This is a genomic window from Bifidobacterium sp. AGR2158 (assembly GCF_000424225.1).
GTDB lineage: Bacteria > Actinomycetota > Actinomycetes > Actinomycetales > Bifidobacteriaceae > Bifidobacterium > Bifidobacterium anseris.
Map to the genome: position 1 here is coordinate 62,911 of NZ_KE384151.1, position 17,866 is coordinate 80,776.

Annotated in this window: 12 protein-coding genes; all 12 read right to left on the bottom strand. The window is 63.0% G+C overall.

Annotated elements, in window-relative coordinates; genetic code table 11:
- Nucleotides 1-54: 54 nt before the first annotated feature.
- Nucleotides 55-2,181: an APC family permease gene (locus tag G606_RS0108660; protein ID WP_026645613.1), complete on the bottom strand. Its 2,127-nt coding sequence runs from the start codon at nucleotides 2,179-2,181 to the stop codon at nucleotides 55-57.
- A gap of 93 nt (nucleotides 2,182-2,274) precedes the next feature.
- Nucleotides 2,275-3,633, bottom strand: a complete 1,359-nt coding sequence (locus G606_RS0108665) for an aminopeptidase C (RefSeq protein ID WP_026645614.1) — start codon at nucleotides 3,631-3,633, stop codon at nucleotides 2,275-2,277.
- Nucleotides 3,634-3,660: 27 nt separating this feature from the next.
- Nucleotides 3,661-5,019, bottom strand: coding sequence for a C45 family autoproteolytic acyltransferase/hydolase (locus tag G606_RS0108670; protein ID WP_026645615.1), 1,359 nt, complete (start codon nucleotides 5,017-5,019; stop codon nucleotides 3,661-3,663).
- A gap of 337 nt (nucleotides 5,020-5,356) precedes the next feature.
- Entirely contained in the window at nucleotides 5,357-6,004 is a 648-nt protein-coding gene (locus G606_RS0108675) for a peptide deformylase (protein WP_026645616.1), read from the bottom strand.
- Between the two features lie 41 nt (nucleotides 6,005-6,045).
- A complete protein-coding gene (gene glmM, locus G606_RS0108680) occupies nucleotides 6,046-7,428 on the bottom strand; it encodes a phosphoglucosamine mutase (RefSeq protein ID WP_026645617.1) in 1,383 nt (460 codons plus the stop codon).
- 224 nt (nucleotides 7,429-7,652) lie between these two features.
- A complete protein-coding gene (gene eccCa / locus G606_RS0108685; protein ID WP_231371478.1) occupies nucleotides 7,653-11,600 on the bottom strand; it encodes a type VII secretion protein EccCa in 3,948 nt (1,315 codons plus the stop codon).
- Nucleotides 11,597-12,910, bottom strand: a complete 1,314-nt coding sequence (locus tag G606_RS10810) for an FHA domain-containing protein (RefSeq protein ID WP_026645619.1) — start codon at nucleotides 12,908-12,910, stop codon at nucleotides 11,597-11,599. The genes eccCa and G606_RS10810 overlap by 4 nt, the downstream gene beginning before the upstream one ends.
- Nucleotides 12,907-13,938 (bottom strand): hypothetical protein, encoded by a 1,032-nt coding sequence (locus tag G606_RS11330; protein ID WP_196800023.1) that lies wholly within the window; start codon nucleotides 13,936-13,938, stop codon nucleotides 12,907-12,909. Before G606_RS11330 ends, G606_RS10810 begins: the two co-directional genes overlap by 4 nt.
- A gap of 132 nt (nucleotides 13,939-14,070) precedes the next feature.
- Entirely contained in the window at nucleotides 14,071-14,484 is a 414-nt protein-coding gene (locus G606_RS0108700; protein ID WP_026645620.1) for a hypothetical protein, read from the bottom strand.
- Between the two features lie 62 nt (nucleotides 14,485-14,546).
- A complete protein-coding gene (locus tag G606_RS10815) occupies nucleotides 14,547-16,004 on the bottom strand; it encodes a hypothetical protein (RefSeq protein WP_051198780.1) in 1,458 nt (485 codons plus the stop codon).
- A gap of 55 nt (nucleotides 16,005-16,059) precedes the next feature.
- Nucleotides 16,060-17,337, bottom strand: a complete 1,278-nt coding sequence (locus G606_RS11275) for a hypothetical protein (protein ID WP_155802881.1) — start codon at nucleotides 17,335-17,337, stop codon at nucleotides 16,060-16,062.
- 52 nt (nucleotides 17,338-17,389) lie between these two features.
- A complete protein-coding gene (locus G606_RS0108715; protein ID WP_026645622.1) occupies nucleotides 17,390-17,851 on the bottom strand; it encodes a hypothetical protein in 462 nt (153 codons plus the stop codon).
- Nucleotides 17,852-17,866 lie beyond the last annotated feature (15 nt).

Sequence of the window (17,866 nt, forward strand, 5' to 3'; positions counted from 1 at the left end):
CGCAGGCGACGCACCGCTTTCTCGGAGCCGCCTGCGCATTAGGGACGCCTGAGCTCAGTGCTTGGGCTGCGACTGGTCGTCCGCAGGCTTCGTCGGGTCGGTGACGGCCTGATTCGCGTTGATGGAATCAATGGGCTTGACTGCGGCCTGTGCCTCATGCACTTCAGCCTCGTCCACCTGAACGTGGTGGGCGTCCTGCGACAATGTCGCATCGTCCTTCGCCTCATCGGCAAGGGCTACGGCCTCATTGTGGTACTCATGGGCATTCTGGCTGGCGATCTTGGCCTCGGCCTGGGCACGACGAGCATCGGCCGCCGCATCGGTGGGAACCGGGGCCGCGGCGACATCGGCCGCGGTGGGCTGTGGAATCATGTCGCCCGAAGCATTCGTATGCACGGGTTCCGGTTCGTAGGACACCGTCTTGACGCCGACGGTCGGGTCGCCGACCAATGCGACCTTGGCCGGCTCGGACGGTTCGGTGATGCCCTGCTGCTTGAGCAGCGCGGCCGCCGCCTCGCCCTGATTGGGATCCTTGCCGGTGGGCAGATCCGTCATCATCTCGTCCTTGTCGTAATGCTTCTTGATCGGCAGGCCCATCGGGTTCTGACCTTCGGACAGCAACGCGGTCGGGATGTTGGACAGCGCCTTGCCCGGCTTCGTCAGTCCTTCGATCTGCCAGGTGAAGGGGGCGAACTGGTTCGTCGGATCGGCCCAGTCATGCTTGCGCGACGCGCGGTAGATGAGCACGCATGCGATGAACACGAACGCGAGCAGGCCGACGATGATCAGATCGTAGGTCGCGCCGGAACCGACCTCGGCGCTCAGCTGCGCCGGCGGGTAGAACGCGAGCACGATGCCGAAGACCGAGGCGAGGATGCCGATGCCGGCCACGATCCACGCACCGGCCATGCCGCCGGGCACGCGGAAGCCGCGCGGACGGTTCGGCTGCTGGTAGCGCAGCCGCAGGAACGCGACGAACATGAGCACGTAGTAGGTCAGGTACAGGATCGTGATCGCCTGAGTGATCAGGGCGACGAAGCCTTCGACGTTCGGCAGCAGGAACACGATGAACGCGATGATCGTCATCAGCGCCATCTGCGTGTACATCAGACGGCTCGGCATGCCGTGTTTGTTGTTGTTCTGCAGGAACTTCGGCAGGAAGCCGGAGCGTCCGGCCTGACCGAGCATGTAGGACGGACCGGCGAGGTTCGTGATGAGCGCGGCGAAGCTGTTGAGCATGCCGAGCCAGCAGAACACCAGATAGAGGTCCGGGAAGCCGATTGTCGCGCCGAGCGCACGGTAGGTGGCGAACAGCGTATACAGCAGGTTGATCTGCTTGTTCGGGATCACCATCGCGATGATCAGCGTGCCGACGATGAAGATGAGCAGCGCGAGGATCATCGAGACGAAGATCGCGAGCGGGAACTGCTTGTTCGGCTTCTTCAGGTCCTTGATGTGCGCGGCGTTCATGTCGATGCCGGCGAAGGAGAAGAACACGCCGGCGGCCAAAGCGAGCGTCGACATGCCCTCCCACTTGGGCACGAGGGCGCTCGGTGCCATGTCGATGGCCGGCGCGTGCCCCTGGCACAGCCAGACGACGGCGAGGATCGTCATGACACCAAGCGGCAGGAAGGTGCCGAGGATGACGCCGTACTGCGCGATCTTGCTGAAGGTCTTGACGCCCTTCGTTGCGAGGAAGCAGCAGAACCAGTAGTAGGCAAGCCAGCCGATCATGATCGGCAGCGTCACCTTCCAGCTGTGCGAGTTCTTCGCGAAGTCAACGGCCCAATCGTACTTCGTCGTGAAGAAGCCGATCGTCGCGGACATCGACGGGATGCCGGAGCCGAAGGTGAAAGTGGTCTGGAACCACAGGATCAGCAGGCAAGCGACCGCCGGGAACACGCCGATGCCTTCGCCGACCCAGCGGAAGATGCCGCCGCGCTGGCTCCAGCCGGATGCGAGCTCGGCCGCCACAAGACCGGTCGGCAGGAAGAACAGCAGACCGCCGAGCAGGAAGAAGGTTACTGAGGAGAGCCCGTAGAACGACTGCTGCACATCGTTGGCGAGACCGGCGATCACGGTGACGTTCATCATGATCAGCGCCAGCGTCGTGAGATTGCCGGTGCCTCCTTTGGCGCCCTTGACTATGGCGCCTGATTTGGATTTCGTGTTATCACTCATGTTTTCCCTGACTTACGTCCATGCGTCGTGCCGCCCGATCGGGGCCGCACGGCGCCATCGGTTATGGACGGGACCCGTACAGGCCTCGCGGCATCACGGTTCCGGGTTGAAGGTGTTCCAATACGGCAGGATCCTCGGCTCGCTGTCGTAGGCCTTCACGACGTCTTCCGGCAGGTATTCGCGACGGATGGCGACCTCGTAGTTGTATTCGGTGAACCACGAGTCGTCCATGATGAAGTAGCCCTCATGGCCGACCGGCTTGTTGTGCGCGGTGGTGCCCCACGAGTTCTCGACCTTCCAGCGCAGCGGATTGCCGTCCGCGTCCAGATCGACGCCGGCGATCATCATCGCGTGGGTCGGCAGGCTCTGGTTGTACTGGAAGCGTTGGCCCTTGTCGAGCTTGAACTCGAGGCCCATCATCCGCTGCACGTCATAGAGGTTGAGGGCCATGATGCCCTTCTGGAAATCGGAGTCCTGCAGCACGTCGCAGCCGAACCACACCGGTTCGCCAGCCTTGAGCTGCTTGATCGTCGCCTGCTTCATCACGTCGATCGGCACGTTGACGTAACGGCAGCGGCGCTTGGAACCGAGCACTTCGCCGGTCATGTCAATCTCGTAGGACTGGTTGTATTCCATGCCCTCAACCGGCAGGTTGATGACACCGATGCAGTCGGCGAACTTGACATCACCCAAATACTTCTTGTAGAACTCGAGCGGGGTCAGGCCGCGGTCCGCATGGTAGTGCTTGTCGGTGTCACGGTACACGAAGTCGACTGTCTTCGGCGGCTCGCCGAAGCTCACGCACAGCACACGGTAGATGTCGGAGAGCATGCCACGGCGCGCCTCGTCGATGTCCGCGTCCGACTTGCCTTCGGCGACCATCGTGCGCAGCGTGTACGCGTCCTCGCGCAGCATGCGGTTGAGCAGCGCGTCCAGTTCGGAGGAGTTCTTCGTGACCGCCGTCTCCGGCATCGCCTCCTCGGGCACGACGCCGTACTTCTCGACGAGCGCGACGATCGGGTCGAAGTCGCCGCCGTCCTGCTGCGGCGTGGCGAGCAGGAAGTCGATGCGGCGGTCGTCAAGGTCGCTGCCGGCGTACTTGACCATGTTCTCCATGAAGAAGTTGGCCTTCTCGAGCTTGTCGTAGAAGAAGTTGTAGGCCTGCGACAGCTGGAAGCTGCCCTTCGGCAGCTTGAGCTTCTTCTCCATGTGGAAGCGCAGGAAGTTGAGCGCCGAATACATCCAGCAGCGGCCGGACTGGCGCTGGTTGGCGACGGCCTCGTCGTCCACGTCCACCGAGAACACGAAGTTGTTCTTGGTGACGACGACGTTCTCACGCTCGCTCGAAGCATGGATGCCGTTGTTCTTGACGGCCTGCTCGGCGATTTTCTGGGCGGTGTCCTTCCTGTAGGATTCTGCCATCTTTGACAGATCTTCTTTGGTTAGTTCCATGATGGATCCTTTCTGCTAACCGTTTCCTTACTCGAACAAAGTCCAAGGCTGGCTCGGGCGGCTCTTGAGATACCCGCGCTGCCAATTCCACTGAGGATGCTGGTCCATGAACGCATCTGCGTCGAAGGGCTCGCCGTCCGCGCGTCCGAAGATGCCCCACATCCTCATGTTCCTGACATCCTCGGCGTCCGCGCATTTGCCGTCGCACGAGCCGCCCGGGAAGAACGGCACGTTCCACACGCCATGCGGATCGTCGGCGTAGTACTGCGGATCGACGTCGTAATGCGCGCAGATGTCACGCGAGCTCGCGCACTCGTAACCCAGATACGGGTCGAACTTGTCTGCGAGAATCCTCTTGGCCATGTCGTCGTCGATACGGCCGGCGACCTCGGGCATGAGCCGTTCGAGACGCGTGCGGCGGCCGCCGGTCTGCTGACGCGGATCGTTGTAGCCGTTGTCGACGCATTCGAGGTTGCGGATGCGCGGATTGTGCGCGGCGTTGCAGCCGTAGAACCAGCCGTCCTTCGTGCGCAGCAGCTCCTGGTGCTTGAGCCCCTGCTCGTAGCGCGCGATCTCGTTTGTATTGGCATCCACGAGCATCCAGATGTTCGCGTAGCCGCCGTTGTTGCCGTCGTTTTCGATGGCGACCCATTCGTCGATCGTCTTCGCGTATTGCGAGGCCTTGCGCGAGCGCACATATTCGGGAACGCCGTCCACGTCGTAGCCGACGAAGCCCGCGAGCGTCGTCTCGGTGATCCCCAGACCCGCGGAGGTCACGTAGAAATCGGTCATCGAACTGATGTAGCCGGGGATCGTCTGCATCTTCATCGCATAGCCGTGCGCCGGCTTGATCATTTCGCAGACGTTGAAGTACTGGCCGCTCCAGAAGTCGTCGAAGCTTTCGTGGGCGATGACCGGACGACCGTCCACAGTGGCGGAGCCGGTGGCGACGAACCCGGTGCAATGCGACCCTTTCGGGCCCATCGGCGGGTTGTTCGAATACTGCGCGGCCACCTGCGGCCACCAGTACCCGGTCAGTTCCATCCATGCGTTCCAGCCGATTACATCGTCGAGCGTCGTCGGGAAGCCGCCGGCGGTGAAGCCGTCCGCCATCCCCTGCATCTCGTCGAGATACTCCTGGGGGATCTTGTCCTTGTGCAGCTTGACGGCCTGCTCGACGAAGAACGAATAATCCATGCCGAGCGTCTCAAGCGTCATATGGGTGTAGACGCGGATCGCGTCCTTGAATTCGTCGACGAGCAGGTAGCCGTGTTCGAATCCGATCTCGTACGGCTCCCCCTGCACCGTGATGTAATGCCAGCCGTTGATGTCCTTGCGCTCGCCCTTCGCAAGCGCCGCGCGTTGTGCGTCGGTGAGCTCCGCCATGATCGATCGCCGTCCTTTCGTGATTGCTAAGGCACACGTTAGGTTCGCGGTCGCGGTGGTCGGCGGTGTTTTCTATCAAGGCATAACGTTTTTTCATCGCCATGCGCGCAACAGGGAAAATCGAAGTTTTTCAGGCTTATTTGGAAATATATTTCGCTCTGCGTCGCAATCCCGAATGGGAAACCGGTTACGGTGGCGGCGTTGCCACTAATTTGCGCGCCGCGCAGGGGCGGCGGCTGGCGGATAGTCGTGTGGCGGACAGTCGACGACGTCTGGCCAAATGGTATGCGCCACCGTTTTCATCGGTGGCGCATACCGTCTGGGCAGTCGGCGGTGCTCACAGCTCGAAGCCGAGCACCTTGGCCGCTTCGGTAGGCACCGGATCCTCGCACCAGAAGTCCTCGAGGTTCTCGGTCGTCGTCAGACTACGGATTTCCGCCTTGTCGATGTACAGTTCCCCGCTCAGATGGTCGGTCTCGTGCTGGAAGATGCGCGCCGGCCAGCCGTGCAGCCGTTCCTCGTGCGGCCTGCCGTCCTCGTCGTGCCAGCGGGCGATGATGTCGAGCCAGCGTTTGCGCACCGCCTGGTAGCCTTCGAAGCTCAGGCAGCCTTCGTAGAACGAGCGGGTCTCCTCACCGACGGGCGTGTAGGACGGGTTGATGATCGCATGGAACGGGAATTCGGCGATTTCACGCGGATCGTCATCGGCGTCCGCATGGTCCTCGACGACGGCGAGCGCGAGGTTGAGGCCGATCTGCGGCGCGGCGAGGCCGACGCCGGGCGCGTCGAGCATCGTCGTGCGCATCGTCTCGATGAGCTTGGCGAGCGTGTGCTTGCTCAGCTGGCCGTCGTAGCGCACGCACTGTGCACGCAGGACGGGTTCGCCCGCCTCGACGATCGGCAGTACGCCGTTGCTTGCCGACTTGAGCAGTCGTTCCACATCCCTGTTGAGCGCGATGTCCACGCGCTTGTTCGTTCCGAACATGGTTTCCTCTTTCGTGTTCCGATGATGATTCGTATGCCGGCTCACAGCGCGAGTTCGTCAGCGACGACCTGCGCGAGGCGCGCGGTCACCTCGTCCGCCTGCTGCTGGGTCGCGGCCTCCGCCATGACGCGCACGAGCGGCTCGGTGCCCGACGGGCGCAGCAGCACGCGGCCGGTGTCGCCGAGCAGCGCCTCCTCGCGGGCGACGGCGTCGAGGACCGCCTGATTCGTCTTCGCGGCCATCTTGTCGACGTTCGGCACGTTGATGAGCTGCTGCGGCAGCTGCGGGAAGTCAGCGGCGAGGCTCTTGAGGGAACGCCCGGAATCGACGATCTCCTTGCACAGCGTCAGCGCCGTCAACGTGCCGTCGCCGGTCGTCGCGAACTCGCGGTTGATGACGTGGCCGGACTGTTCGCCGCCGAGGCTGTAGTCGCCGCGCAGCATCTCTTCGAGCACGTAGCGGTCGCCGACGTTCGTCTGCACGGTGCGGATGCCCATCTCCTTGAGCGCGAGCTTGAGTCCGAGGTTGCTCATCACCGTCACGACGAGCGTGTCGTGGTTGAGTTTGCCTTCGCGCTGCTTGGCGCGCGCGAGGATGCCCATGATCTGATCGCCGTTGACGAGCGTACCGTCCTCGTCGACGGCGAGGCAGCGGTCAGCGTCGCCGTCGAACGCGACGCCGAGATCGGCGTTGGAGGCCTTGACCATCGCTTGCAGCTGCTCGGGGTGCGTCGAGCCGGCGTTCTTGTTGATGTTGTAGCCGTCGGGGGACGCGTTGATGACGATGACGTCGGCGCCGGCTCGGCGCAGCGCCTCCGGGGCGACGACCGAGGTTGCGCCGTTCGCGCAGTCGGCGACTACCTTGAGCCCCTTGAGCGGCTTCGTCTGCGTGCCGTCAACGACCGGCGCGACGGTGGCGACGAGATGGTCGATGTACATGTTCGTCGCCGTGTTCGAGTCGTGGCTGACACGGCCGACGCCGGCACCGATGGGCCGTTCCCAGTCCTGGCCGAGCACGGCTTCGATTTCGTCCTCCTTCGCGTCGGGCAGCTTGAAGCCGCCGCGCGCGAAGAACTTGATGCCGTTGTCCGGCATCGGGTTGTGCGAGGCGGAGATGACGGCGCCCATCTCGACGTTGAGCACGCTCGTCAGATACGCAACACCCGGCGTCGGGATGATGCCCGCGTCGATGACGTCGAAGCCGCCTGCGGACATGCCCGCGGCGAGCGCGTTCGAAAGGAAGTCGCCGGAAACTCGCGTGTCACGGCCGATCAAGGCACGCCGACGTCCCGCCTTCTGGTCGGGTTTCGGGGAGTCGTCGCCGAGCACGCGCACGGCCGCGTCCCCCAGGTCGAGCGCGAGCTGCGCCGTCAGATCACGATTGGCAAGGCCGCGGACACCGTCGGTTCCAAACATACGTGGCATATTCATCCTCACTTGATATGCATCAGACAACCGATCCGGCCGATTATCCGCGACCGGACCATACGTGCACGATTCTACTGCACCCGCCGCCGCGCCCTCGGCGTTTGCCGTGGGCGGCGAAAGGCGTGCGGTCGAAGACTTCACAGCGAGGACGATGCGCCGTCCTGATGGCGCGGTCCGTCAGATGGATCAGCCACTACGTCATATGCGCGTCGACGTCGTTTTCAGTCGCACAATGGCGTGTAGGAGAGCTGGGCGACGAAGAGGCCCTCGTCGCGGGTGACGACCTGCGCACGTCCCGGAACGGCGCGCTTCGGCTTGACGCGGCCGATGAGCTGCCCCTCGTTCGGGTCTCCGGACAGCAGGATGCCAGGCATGCCCAGATCCTGGCACGCCTGAATGACCGGATCGTACATCGCACGGCTCGCGCCGCCGGTGCGACGAGTGAGGATCACATGCAGCCCCACATCGGCCGCCTGCGCGAGGAACGGCACAAGCGGACGCAATGGATTGCCCGACGATGTGGAAACCAGATCGTAATCGTCCACGAGCACATACACCTCCGACCCCTTCCACCAGGAACGGTCGCGCAACTGTTGCGGCGTCAGATCCGGACCCGGCATGCGCGTCTTGAGATACTCGGCGAGTTCCTGCATCTGCGTGGCCGCATCGTCCGGGGACGTGATGTATCCGGCGAGATGCGACTGCGGAATCTGCGCGAGGTTCGCCCGGCGGTAGTCGATCATGAAGATCTTCGCTTCGTTGCCGGCGTATACGCGTTCGACCTCCCGGACGACGAGACGCAGGAACGACGACTTTCCGGACTTCGACTCGCCGAAGAGATAGCACAGCGGATAGGTGTTGAGGTTGAACCCGACCGGCGCCAACGCATCCTCGCTGATGCCGAACACGAAGTTGCCCGGTACGTCGACGATCTTCCTGTAGGCCTCATTGCGGTGCATGTACGCGAGCAGCTGCTCGTGTTCGAGCATCTCCGGCAGCAGGCGCAGCTTCGGCCCCGGCTTGCCCTGCCAAGCGCCGTTCACCTTCTCGATGAGATCCTCGACGCCATCGCCGGCCGTGGCCGGATCGTCATCGCCGTCGATGCGCGGCAGACCAACCATCATGTGCAGCCCGTCCGCGCTGACACCACGTCCGGCCATGCCCATCGGCACCGTCTGGGCCACCTTGCGGTCGATGACCGAATCACCAGGTTCGCCCAGACGCAGCTCGAGCTTCGTGCCGATCGAGTCGGCGATGTTCGCGCGGATCTCCATCCAGCGGTTCACACTGAGCAGCACATGCACGCCATAGGTGAGTCCGCGCGCCACGATCTGCTGCACCTTCGGCTCGAGCTCCTCGTAGTCGGCGCGGAAGTTGCCCCAGCCGTCGATGACGAGGAACACGTCGCCGAATCCGTCGTTGATCGCGCCTTCGGCGCGGCGACGACGATACGTTTCGACGCCGTCGATGCCGGCCTTCTTGAAGAAGACCTCACGGCTGGCGATGATGCCGCTGATCTCGGCGATCGTACGGCGCACTTTCTCCTCCTCGTTGCCGGAGGCGACGCCGCTGACGTGCGCGAGCCTGTGCAGAGGCGTAAACGAGCCGCCGCCGCAGTCGATGACGTAGAACTGCGTCTCATGCGGCGTATGCGACAACGCCAGCGACGTGACGATCGTGCGCAGCATCATGCTCTTGCCGCTCAGCGGACCGCCGACGAGCGCCATGTGGCCGCCCGCGCCGGAGAAGTCAATCGCCATGACCTCGCGTTTCTGCTCACGAGGCTTGTCCTCGATCGCGCACGGCGCGACGAGCGCCCCTTGCTTGCGCCAGTACGGCGAGACCAGTCCGAGACCCGGCACGACCTGCAGATCCGGCATGAAGCGGTCCAGCGTGTCCGGCGTGGTCAGCGGCGGCAGCCACACCTGATGCGCCGGCGTGCCCTTGCCGCGCATCTGCTCGACGGCGTACTGGAACGTCGTCTCGTCCCCGTCGAATCCTTCCGGGACGCCCGAGACGTAGGACGCGCGGAACCGCGACATCGTACCGTCCGGTTTCTTGAGATAGCCGATGCCGGGAAGGCTCGGCAGCTCGAAGGCGTCCGTCACGCCGAGCACGGCGCGCGACTCGCTCGCCGAGAACGTCTTCAGACCGATGCGGTAGGACAGATGCTCGTCAAGACCACGCAGCTTGCCCTGCTCGAGACGCTGCGACGCGATGAGCAGATGGATGCCGAGCGAACGGCCGACGGCGCCGATGCGCACGAAGGACTGCACGATGTCCGGCTTCGCCTTCATCAACTCGGAGAACTCGTCCACCACGACGACAAGCGACGGCAACGGTTTGAGTTCGGAGCGTCCTCCATCGACGCGCAGCCTCTCGTATTCGGTGATGTTCGCAAGGTTGCCGGCATCACGCAGCAATTCCTGACGCCGGTTGATCTCGCCATCCAGTGCGTCCTCCATACGGTCGACGAGCGAGGCCTCACGTCCGAGGTTCGTGATGATCGACGAGATGTGCGGCATGCCGTCCATGCCGGCGAAGGTCGCGCCACCCTTGAAATCGATGAGCACGAAATTGAGCTGATCGGGAGAATGGCTCAACGCGAGCGAAAGCACCAACGTGCGCAGCACCTCCGACTTACCCGAACCGGTCGCGCCGACGAGCACGCCGTGCGGGCCCATGCCGCGCTGGCCCATCTCCTTGATGTCCAGCATCGCCGGAGACTGATCGTCATACAGTCCGATCGGCACATTGAGACGCGTGCGGCCGGTGCGATACGCCCACAACGCATCCAAATCGATGTGTTTGAGGTCGGTGATGCCGAGCAGACTCGGCAGATCGTTGCCGCTCCTGTGCAGTGCGGAATCCATTTGCGCACCGGTGCTTCCGTCACTCATCGACACGTCGCCCAACCGTCGCGCCACGGCCCGTATCTCACCGACGCTCAACGCATCCGCATGCAGTTCGATGGGCTGCTTCATCGCCGTCGACGACAGCTGCACGATGCCCGTGTCCAGCGTGTGTTCGACGACGTTCAGCCCTCGCTCGACCATCGTTTCGGAGAACAGCATGCGCAGCACGTTCGCCTCAGTCAGATCATCCCACGCCTCCGGCATGTCGATGACCGTCACGCCGTCGAGTCCAGCCGCGTCGAAGACACGCGTCTGCCTGCCGAGCGCTCCGATATCGTAGCCGTCGTTGATGATGAGCAGATGCGGCTGCGAGGAATAGTCGGCAGTGCTGAAGACGCCCCGGCTGGTGATGTCCGAGCCAACGAGCGCGTCCACGTCATGCGCGTTCGACGTGACCATATACCGTCTTGACGAAGCGGAGGGATCCAGATAGCCATCATCGGCGTTCGCACCGTCCGTGCGCGCATGAGGCAGCATGCGCACCCATTCCCAATCGCCGATCCTGTCTTCGCTGGCGAGCACGCCCACCTTCAGATGTTCGGGCGAATGCCAGACGACCGCCTGCGCCAGCATGGCGCGCACAAGCGGCTGCACCTGTTCGGGGTCGCCGAGCAGTTCGATGCGCTTGTAGTGCCGCATGTCCACGGTGAAGGGCATGTTGCGCAGCTTCGAATGCGCGATGAGGAAGCGATGCGCCGCCGAAGCGGACACCGGATCGAGCTGGGCGAGCGCCGAGATTTCCGGAGATTCAAGTTTGACGCTCAGCTCCTCCTCGTGGGTTCCCAATCGCAGCCTCATGAAATCGTCATCCGAGGGCATGCGCTCCCACCGTCGCGCCGGTTCGCACGCGACCGCCACCAACGCATCCGGGTTGGGCGCGTTCCACAATGCGGCGCTGCGCTGCCGGTACGCCGACGTACGCACCGCCTTGCGCGTCTGGGCGAGATAGGTCAGATACTCACGGCGCGAGGCCGTGAGGTTCGCCATGCGCTGCGAACGCTGCCGCACGCCGTTGACGACGACGAATCCCATCGAGGACAGCATGAACATGCCGCCGGTGAGCAGTCCGGTCAATCCGCTGTTCGTCATCAGCATCATGATGATCGCGCTGACCGAGCCGAGCAGCGGCACCATGGAGGTCAGCACCGTGTTGACGCCGTCGCTCGCCTCGAGTTCCGGCGGAGGCTGCAGCACGATGCGTCCCTTCGGCGCGACCGGCCCCTGCAGACGGTCCGACTTCATCTCCTTGCTCACGCGTTCCTCCTTCGCGTCGTCCTCATGATGCTGCCTGTCATGTCCCCGAACGACAGTCGTGCGCCGGGCTCGATCTGTTCCCGCACGTCCCGTTGCAGCCGGTGTTCCTCTCCGTCGATGGCGACCGTGGTGCCGTTGAGACTTCCCAGATCGGTGACCCAGATCTCGCCGTCGTTGATTTCGATGCGCGCATGGCTGCGCGACACCGTTCCCGTCGTGTCCTTGAGCGTGACGACGCCGTCGCCGTCCTCGACGGCGACCGGCTTCCTGCCGACGACGATCGCACCCCGTTTAGGCAGGTTCACCCGCTTGCCGCCTTCAAGATACATGATGAGCGTCTGCTCTCTGGTAGCTTCCTGCGCAGGGCGTTGCGGCAGCGCGACATGGACGCCGGCGGCCGGCTGTGGCGGACGCTCCGGCAACGCCGGGGGACGCACAGGCGTTGCCGGCGGACGCGTCGGCAGCGCCGGAGCTGGCCGACGCTTCGAATGCCGTGGCGCCGACGATGACCGCTGCGGCCGCGCCTGCGCCGTCGGCGAGGCGGGAGCGACTGGCGCGGCCGGCGCCGATTCGACAGCTGCCGATTCGGCGGGCGCCGGCGTGGGCGTCGATGCAGTCGGTGCCACGAGCTCCTCACTCATCGCCGCCGCGGGCACCGGTACGACGGGAGCGACGACGGGTGCCGCTTCGGTGTGCAGCGGCGACGGTTCCCTGACAGCGGGCACCGACGGGGCGTCAGGGGCACCGGTCGTGTCCGACATCGAAGCATTGGTCGAGGTGTAGCGGAAATCCAACGACGAACCGATCGGCGCGCCCACCGTGCTGATGCCCAGCAGCAATGGTCGGTCGATGTCCACCTGTACAAGCGACGCCACGCCGTCCGCCCAATCCCGACGGATGGCAGATTTCGAAGCAAAAGCCGATGAGCACATCTCGACGAGGAGTCCCACGCCTGCCGCACATGTGCACACGAGCAGCATCCCGTATTTCCTCATGATGAGCAGCATCCCCGCAGGCAGCACGCCGCCGTTCCTGCTCGTCACGCACTCTTCGCGCACGGTGCGCGTGCCGGTGATGAGCCTGCCGATTGTCTCTCCTCGCACGCCCTCCCAAATCATCATCGTCAGCACCAGTTCTACTGCCACGATGATCGTCAGCACAAGATCGTGGCCCAATAGCTGCGTGCCACCCGCGACGATGACCAGCACGGCGAGATCGATGCAGTTCGAGGCGATCTGCTTGCCGCACGATGCCACTGCATAGGTCTTCTCCTGCCGTTGCCCGGCAGACGTTCCGATGGCGATGCTCATACGATTCCTCTCAACCATTCCACAAGTCCCGCAGACAGCAGAGCCGCGACCGGTGCCAGGCACAGCGCCGCGAAGCAGCAGCCGTCCCCGATGCGGGACAACGCGAGCGAATAGAACCCATTGCTTTGTGAGATCATGCCGAATCCCAACGCCAACCCCACCACGGCGCATACACCGATGATCGCCACCGGCATCTGCGCTCCCCATTGCGGCAGCGCCGACGGCAGGAAGGCCACGACGACCATCAGCGACACCATGGCCGCGCCGCGCATCAGGTAGCGTTCAAAGGGACGACCTGATTGACGCGGCTTGAGCGCCAGATACAGCACGATGGACACGCCCGCGACAATGAAGGCGACGCGATCGAGTGCAGCCGCATAATCGACGCATGTCGCGAGCGCAAGGAAGGACAGCACCACGCATATCGTGCAGCAAACCGTTCCTGCCGTGTATTGCGCGAGGAAACGCTGCATGTCCTCATGCACGTCGTCGTCGGTGAGCATGCGCGCGTCTTCGGGGATGCTGCCGCGCACCGTCCATCGGCGGGTCATGTATCGGCGCCACTGCACAAGATAACGGTCGGGTACGCGTACGACGAGGTTCGCCATCATCTGCACGCCCCACACGCCCATCGCCACGCCGGATGCCGCGAGGATCGACGGACGCACGTCGAGGCAGATCGCCGTCGCACAGCCCAGCGCCGCCAACAGGAACACGATCATGCAGACGCGCACGGTGCCGATCAGCTGCGGATGGGTGACGCGTGTCGACATGACCGCCGCGTCCGCGCCTGCAGCGCACGACATGCAGAACACGGCGACGATGACGGGATGCGACGTGGGGATCAGCGCGGCGCCGGCGCCTCCTGCACACATCGCCAGCCAGATGCCCGCGGTCAGGTACCATGCGGCCGCGTTATGCGCATGCTGCTTCGATCGGCGCAGGCTTGCATGGTCGGCGAAGACGGCGGCCAGCATGAGACCGGCGACGATGCCCGTGATGAGCCCGAAGGACATGGTCGCGTCCATCGGCGCAAAACCGTATGGCAGCATGGCGGCGCCGGCCGCCAGCCCCATGATGATGGGCATGGTCAGATGCACGCCGTCCTGCTGTGTCGACCGCGTCGTACGTGGAAGGGAAGAGACCGTCATGGGAGTGCGTCAGACGTCCTTGCGCATGCCGTCTTCCATCGCCTGCAGCTTGGCCACGCTTTCGATGGCCTGCAGGTAATCCTGTTTCGTCTCTTCCTCCGGATCCATCGCGTCGAGGTCATCGCGCACCTTCGTCATGTTCCTGACGAGGTCCGCCCTCACTTCGCGTGCTTCGGGCGACTTGTCGATGCCATTGAAGATATCCATTTCGCAGGTCTTGCCCAAGTCGATGCGCGACTGCAGCGTCTGCCAGGCCTTGCCCATCTGTCCTGCGCGTCGCGCTTTGACGACTTCCTCATGGTGCTCGTTCAGCCGGGGCTCGTTGTTCGCATGGAGTTCGTCGAGTTCCTTGCGGGCCTGAGCGAGGCCCTTCTGCGCCTGTTCGAGCTGCTGCATGAATGCTTCGAATTCGGTGGATGTCATCTATGCTCTCTCCCTGTATCTGACTGTGTCACATTGCCTATCGCATTGCATATTGCGGGGATTCAGCGGCCGCCGAAGGAACCGCCGTCATCCTCATGCTTCTGGCCCTGTCTCGTATCGAGAAAATCATTGGCATGCTGCTGCACTGAATCACCAAAGTCTTCGATGGCATCCTGTCCGCTGTCATACAGCATATTGAACCGATCCTGCCTTGCATCCGATTTCTGCCGGTTCTCCTCTTGCCATTGGTCGGTGCGGCGGTCATTGGCCTCATTACGGGCGTCATTCGCCGCGGTGCGTTCCGCGGAACGCTGGTCGAGATTGTCAGCCACCCCGTGCGCGCCGACGAAATCGAAGAAATCCGAAAGTCTGTCATCGACGAAATTGGCGGTGCCTGTCGTGGCGTTGTTCAAGCCACGCCGGATATCCTGTCCTCTGTCGATGCTCCAATCCAACGCGGACTGCCCGGCATCATACATTACATTGTTGCCCCATTGCATGGCATCGCCTACCGCGCGCCGTCCGGCCTGCGCACCGTCGAAAAGACCATTGCCGACGAACTGTCCGCCGTCCAATACGGTATTCCCGGCCCAATCGAGTCCTTCCCCGACCTTTTCGCCGGCCCATGTCAAGCCGTCCCAAGCCGCTTTGCCCATTGTTCCCAAGCCATTCCCGACCCCTGACACCAGATCGCCAAAATCGATGCTTGGATTCGTAAAGAATTCGGCTGCCTTGATCATCTTCTGCGTGGAATCGCTCAACGGCGCTCCCGACGTCAGTTTGCATTCGGACAGAGCGCTCACCGACTGGTCGTATGCGGTGCCGAAGTGCGCGAGGCAATTGGCGAAGGTCCGTGCCGTCGCCAGCATCTGCTCAAGTCGTTCACTGACGGTCGTGACCAGGTTTGAGACGGCATTGATCACCTTATGGGTATCCCACGCCCCCTTGAACTGGCCGATCACCGGGATGGAGATATCCGCCAAGACGTTTGCAAGCAGATTGGCGATCTCCTGCAGCGTGCTCATGATGAAATTGAAGGTATCCTCGGCAAGCTGGGCCAGCTTCCGCATCCCTTCTGCGCCTTCCCGGCAAGGCGTGACGCCGGCCTGCATCGCCTTCGCGAGCGCCGCGTTATCTTTCTTGAACGCATTGGAGGCGTCACCGCTCCAGCTCGTGCCGTCGCCCACGGCGTTGGAGACCTCCGTGATGGCGGATGCGGTCTGAGTCAGGTTGGCTGCGAGCGCATCCCATCGTTCGGCAGTGGTGGTCATCGCATCCCAGTCGCCACTGAAGGGCTTCTTGATCCATCTATCGATCGGACTGAATCCGAACAGGCCTTCGAATATGCCATCAACTGCAGAGATGATTGCGCCTGCGAGCTGAACGCCGGATTGGATGAGATCGTTCAGGTCGGAAACGGTTTTGGCGTCGCCTACCAACTTGCGCAGTGTAGACGAGTCGGCTGCCAATTGCGTGCCTTTTGTCGTCAACACGTTGGTGCTCGAAGCAACGGATGTCATGATCGGGTCCTTCTGTTCGTATGTGTTTCGTTACCGCCGTGCGCGTCCGGATTGTTCAGACCGCAATGTTGATGCCTTCACGTTCAGGCATCCGTGTGATGTCCCGCTCGAGGAAGAGCGTCTGGAGTTCTTCGGGGCTGCGTCCGAGTGGATCGCTGCTGGCGATCTGCTCCCATGCGGCCGCCGTGGCATCCTGTTGGGCTTTCGCCCGTGCTGCGGCCGATTCGCCGACGCGCATGACTGCGTCATAATCCCCGTCGTTGTCGAAGTCCACGGCGGCGAACTGGTCATCGCCGTCCTCGTAGACGCTGATTCGCGCATCGGCGGCCATGTCCGGCGTCATCGCGAGGTCGTTGGTGCCGTCATTGTTCGCGTCCAACGTGAAGGTAGACGCATTCTTCGGCTGCATGCCGTCCGGCAGCGGTATGTTCGTCGCATCCTCATCGGTTTTGCTCAGACGGATCGAACCGTCCGCTTCCATGACCGCATGCGTGTTGCCGTCGGTGAGGTTGAGCGAATATTCGTCCTGCGCATCCCCGCTGACATCCAACCCGATCGTATTGACGCCGTCATATGGATTGCCTGGTCGCCCGTCGACGGCGGTTGCGCCCGCATCCGGTTTGCCGTTGGCATCCGCACCTGAGGAACCGTCAGCCCCCGGCGCCCTGCCGTTGCCGTCGCCCGCGGCGGCTGCTCCCCCATCGGGCATGATGGTTCCGGCATCCGGATCGACGCTTCCCGCCGTACGGCCGTCATCGGCAGAGGCGTCGCCGCTTCCCGCCGTGGAACCAGATCCGGACGCATCCGCCTCGACGTCGCCGCCTCCTTGTGCGACGGATCCTTCGTATCGGTCATCATCGTGAGCGTCCTGCCATGAGCCGCCACCTGTGGAACCGGCACCGGCATAGCCGCCTCCGCCAGTCCCGCCGGCGCTGCCGCCGATGGTGCCACCACCACCGGTTCCACCGCCGGAACCGGTACCGCCACCGCCCTGCTCAAGCCGGTCAAGCTTCTCATCAATCTGCTCAAGCTGTTCCTGAATGCTCTTCAGATAGTCGATGATGTCCTTCTCGGTATTGGTGAAATCCTGTTGGGCGCCATCAATCGCTCCCTGCAGGTAGCTGAGCACCTGACCGATGTTGCTCAGATAGCCCGACGTGCATTCCTTGGCCGACGTATACATGGGGCGGAACATCTGCAGCACGAGACCGAAGCTTGGATCCTCGTTCTGGTTGAATGCGCCCATCGTCGCCATGAACTCACGTGACGCTGAACCGTATTGTGCCTGCAATCCTTTCAGATCGCCGCAATCCATCTTGATTTCGTCTGACACAGTCTCACTCCCTGTTTCCGTGACGGTCTGGTATCGGTTGGATCAGATGCTCTTATGCCTGATCCTGATTGGCGATGAAATCGAGGATCGTGTCGTGGACGTCCTCGATCGACGCCCGCAATGTGCCGGTGAGCGTCTGGCCGCCGGCTTTGCGTTCGTGCTCATGCAGGTCACGCCTGAATTCAGCCGCGTCGGCCGCATCGGCCACTGCAGCCGTCTTCGCGTCGATTGCCACCTGCTGGGTTTCTTCAGACGCCTCGAAGCCCGCGACGACCTCTTCGAGCCATTTGGCATATGCTTCCAACGTCGTTTTGAGATTCTCGCGCGACTTGCGGTAGTTCTCGCTCATCTGCTTGATCTGCTTGTCCAGATCACGCCCGAAGAACTCCGGGGAGGCGTGCTGTGCCGGCTGCCATCGTGCGTTTCTGGTTCGGTCGATATCCGTATTGAGATGCCGCAGTTTGCGCACCATCTCACGATCCTGTTGCGGATTGATGTTGATTTCGTCCACCATTGGTCATGCTCCTTT

Bases quoted from the DNA above. Each gene is read 5' to 3' on its own strand.
- G606_RS0108660 (WP_026645613.1), bottom strand. From the start codon at position 2,181: ATGAGTGATAACACGAAATCCAAATCAGGCGCCATAGTCAAGGGCGCC.
- G606_RS0108665 (WP_026645614.1), bottom strand. From the start codon at position 3,633: ATGGAACTAACCAAAGAAGATCTGTCAAAGATGGCAGAATCCTACAGG.
- G606_RS0108670 (WP_026645615.1), bottom strand. From the start codon at position 5,019: ATGGCGGAGCTCACCGACGCACAACGCGCGGCGCTTGCGAAGGGCGAG.
- G606_RS0108675 (WP_026645616.1), bottom strand. From the start codon at position 6,004: ATGTTCGGAACGAACAAGCGCGTGGACATCGCGCTCAACAGGGATGTG.
- glmM (WP_026645617.1), bottom strand. From the start codon at position 7,428: ATGCCACGTATGTTTGGAACCGACGGTGTCCGCGGCCTTGCCAATCGT.
- G606_RS10810 (WP_026645619.1), bottom strand. From the start codon at position 12,910: ATGAGCATCGCCATCGGAACGTCTGCCGGGCAACGGCAGGAGAAGACC.
- G606_RS11330 (WP_196800023.1), bottom strand. From the start codon at position 13,938: ATGGACGCGACCATGTCCTTCGGGCTCATCACGGGCATCGTCGCCGGT.
- G606_RS0108700 (WP_026645620.1), bottom strand. From the start codon at position 14,484: ATGACATCCACCGAATTCGAAGCATTCATGCAGCAGCTCGAACAGGCG.
- G606_RS10815 (WP_051198780.1), bottom strand. From the start codon at position 16,004: ATGACATCCGTTGCTTCGAGCACCAACGTGTTGACGACAAAAGGCACG.
- G606_RS0108715 (WP_026645622.1), bottom strand. From the start codon at position 17,851: ATGGTGGACGAAATCAACATCAATCCGCAACAGGATCGTGAGATGGTG.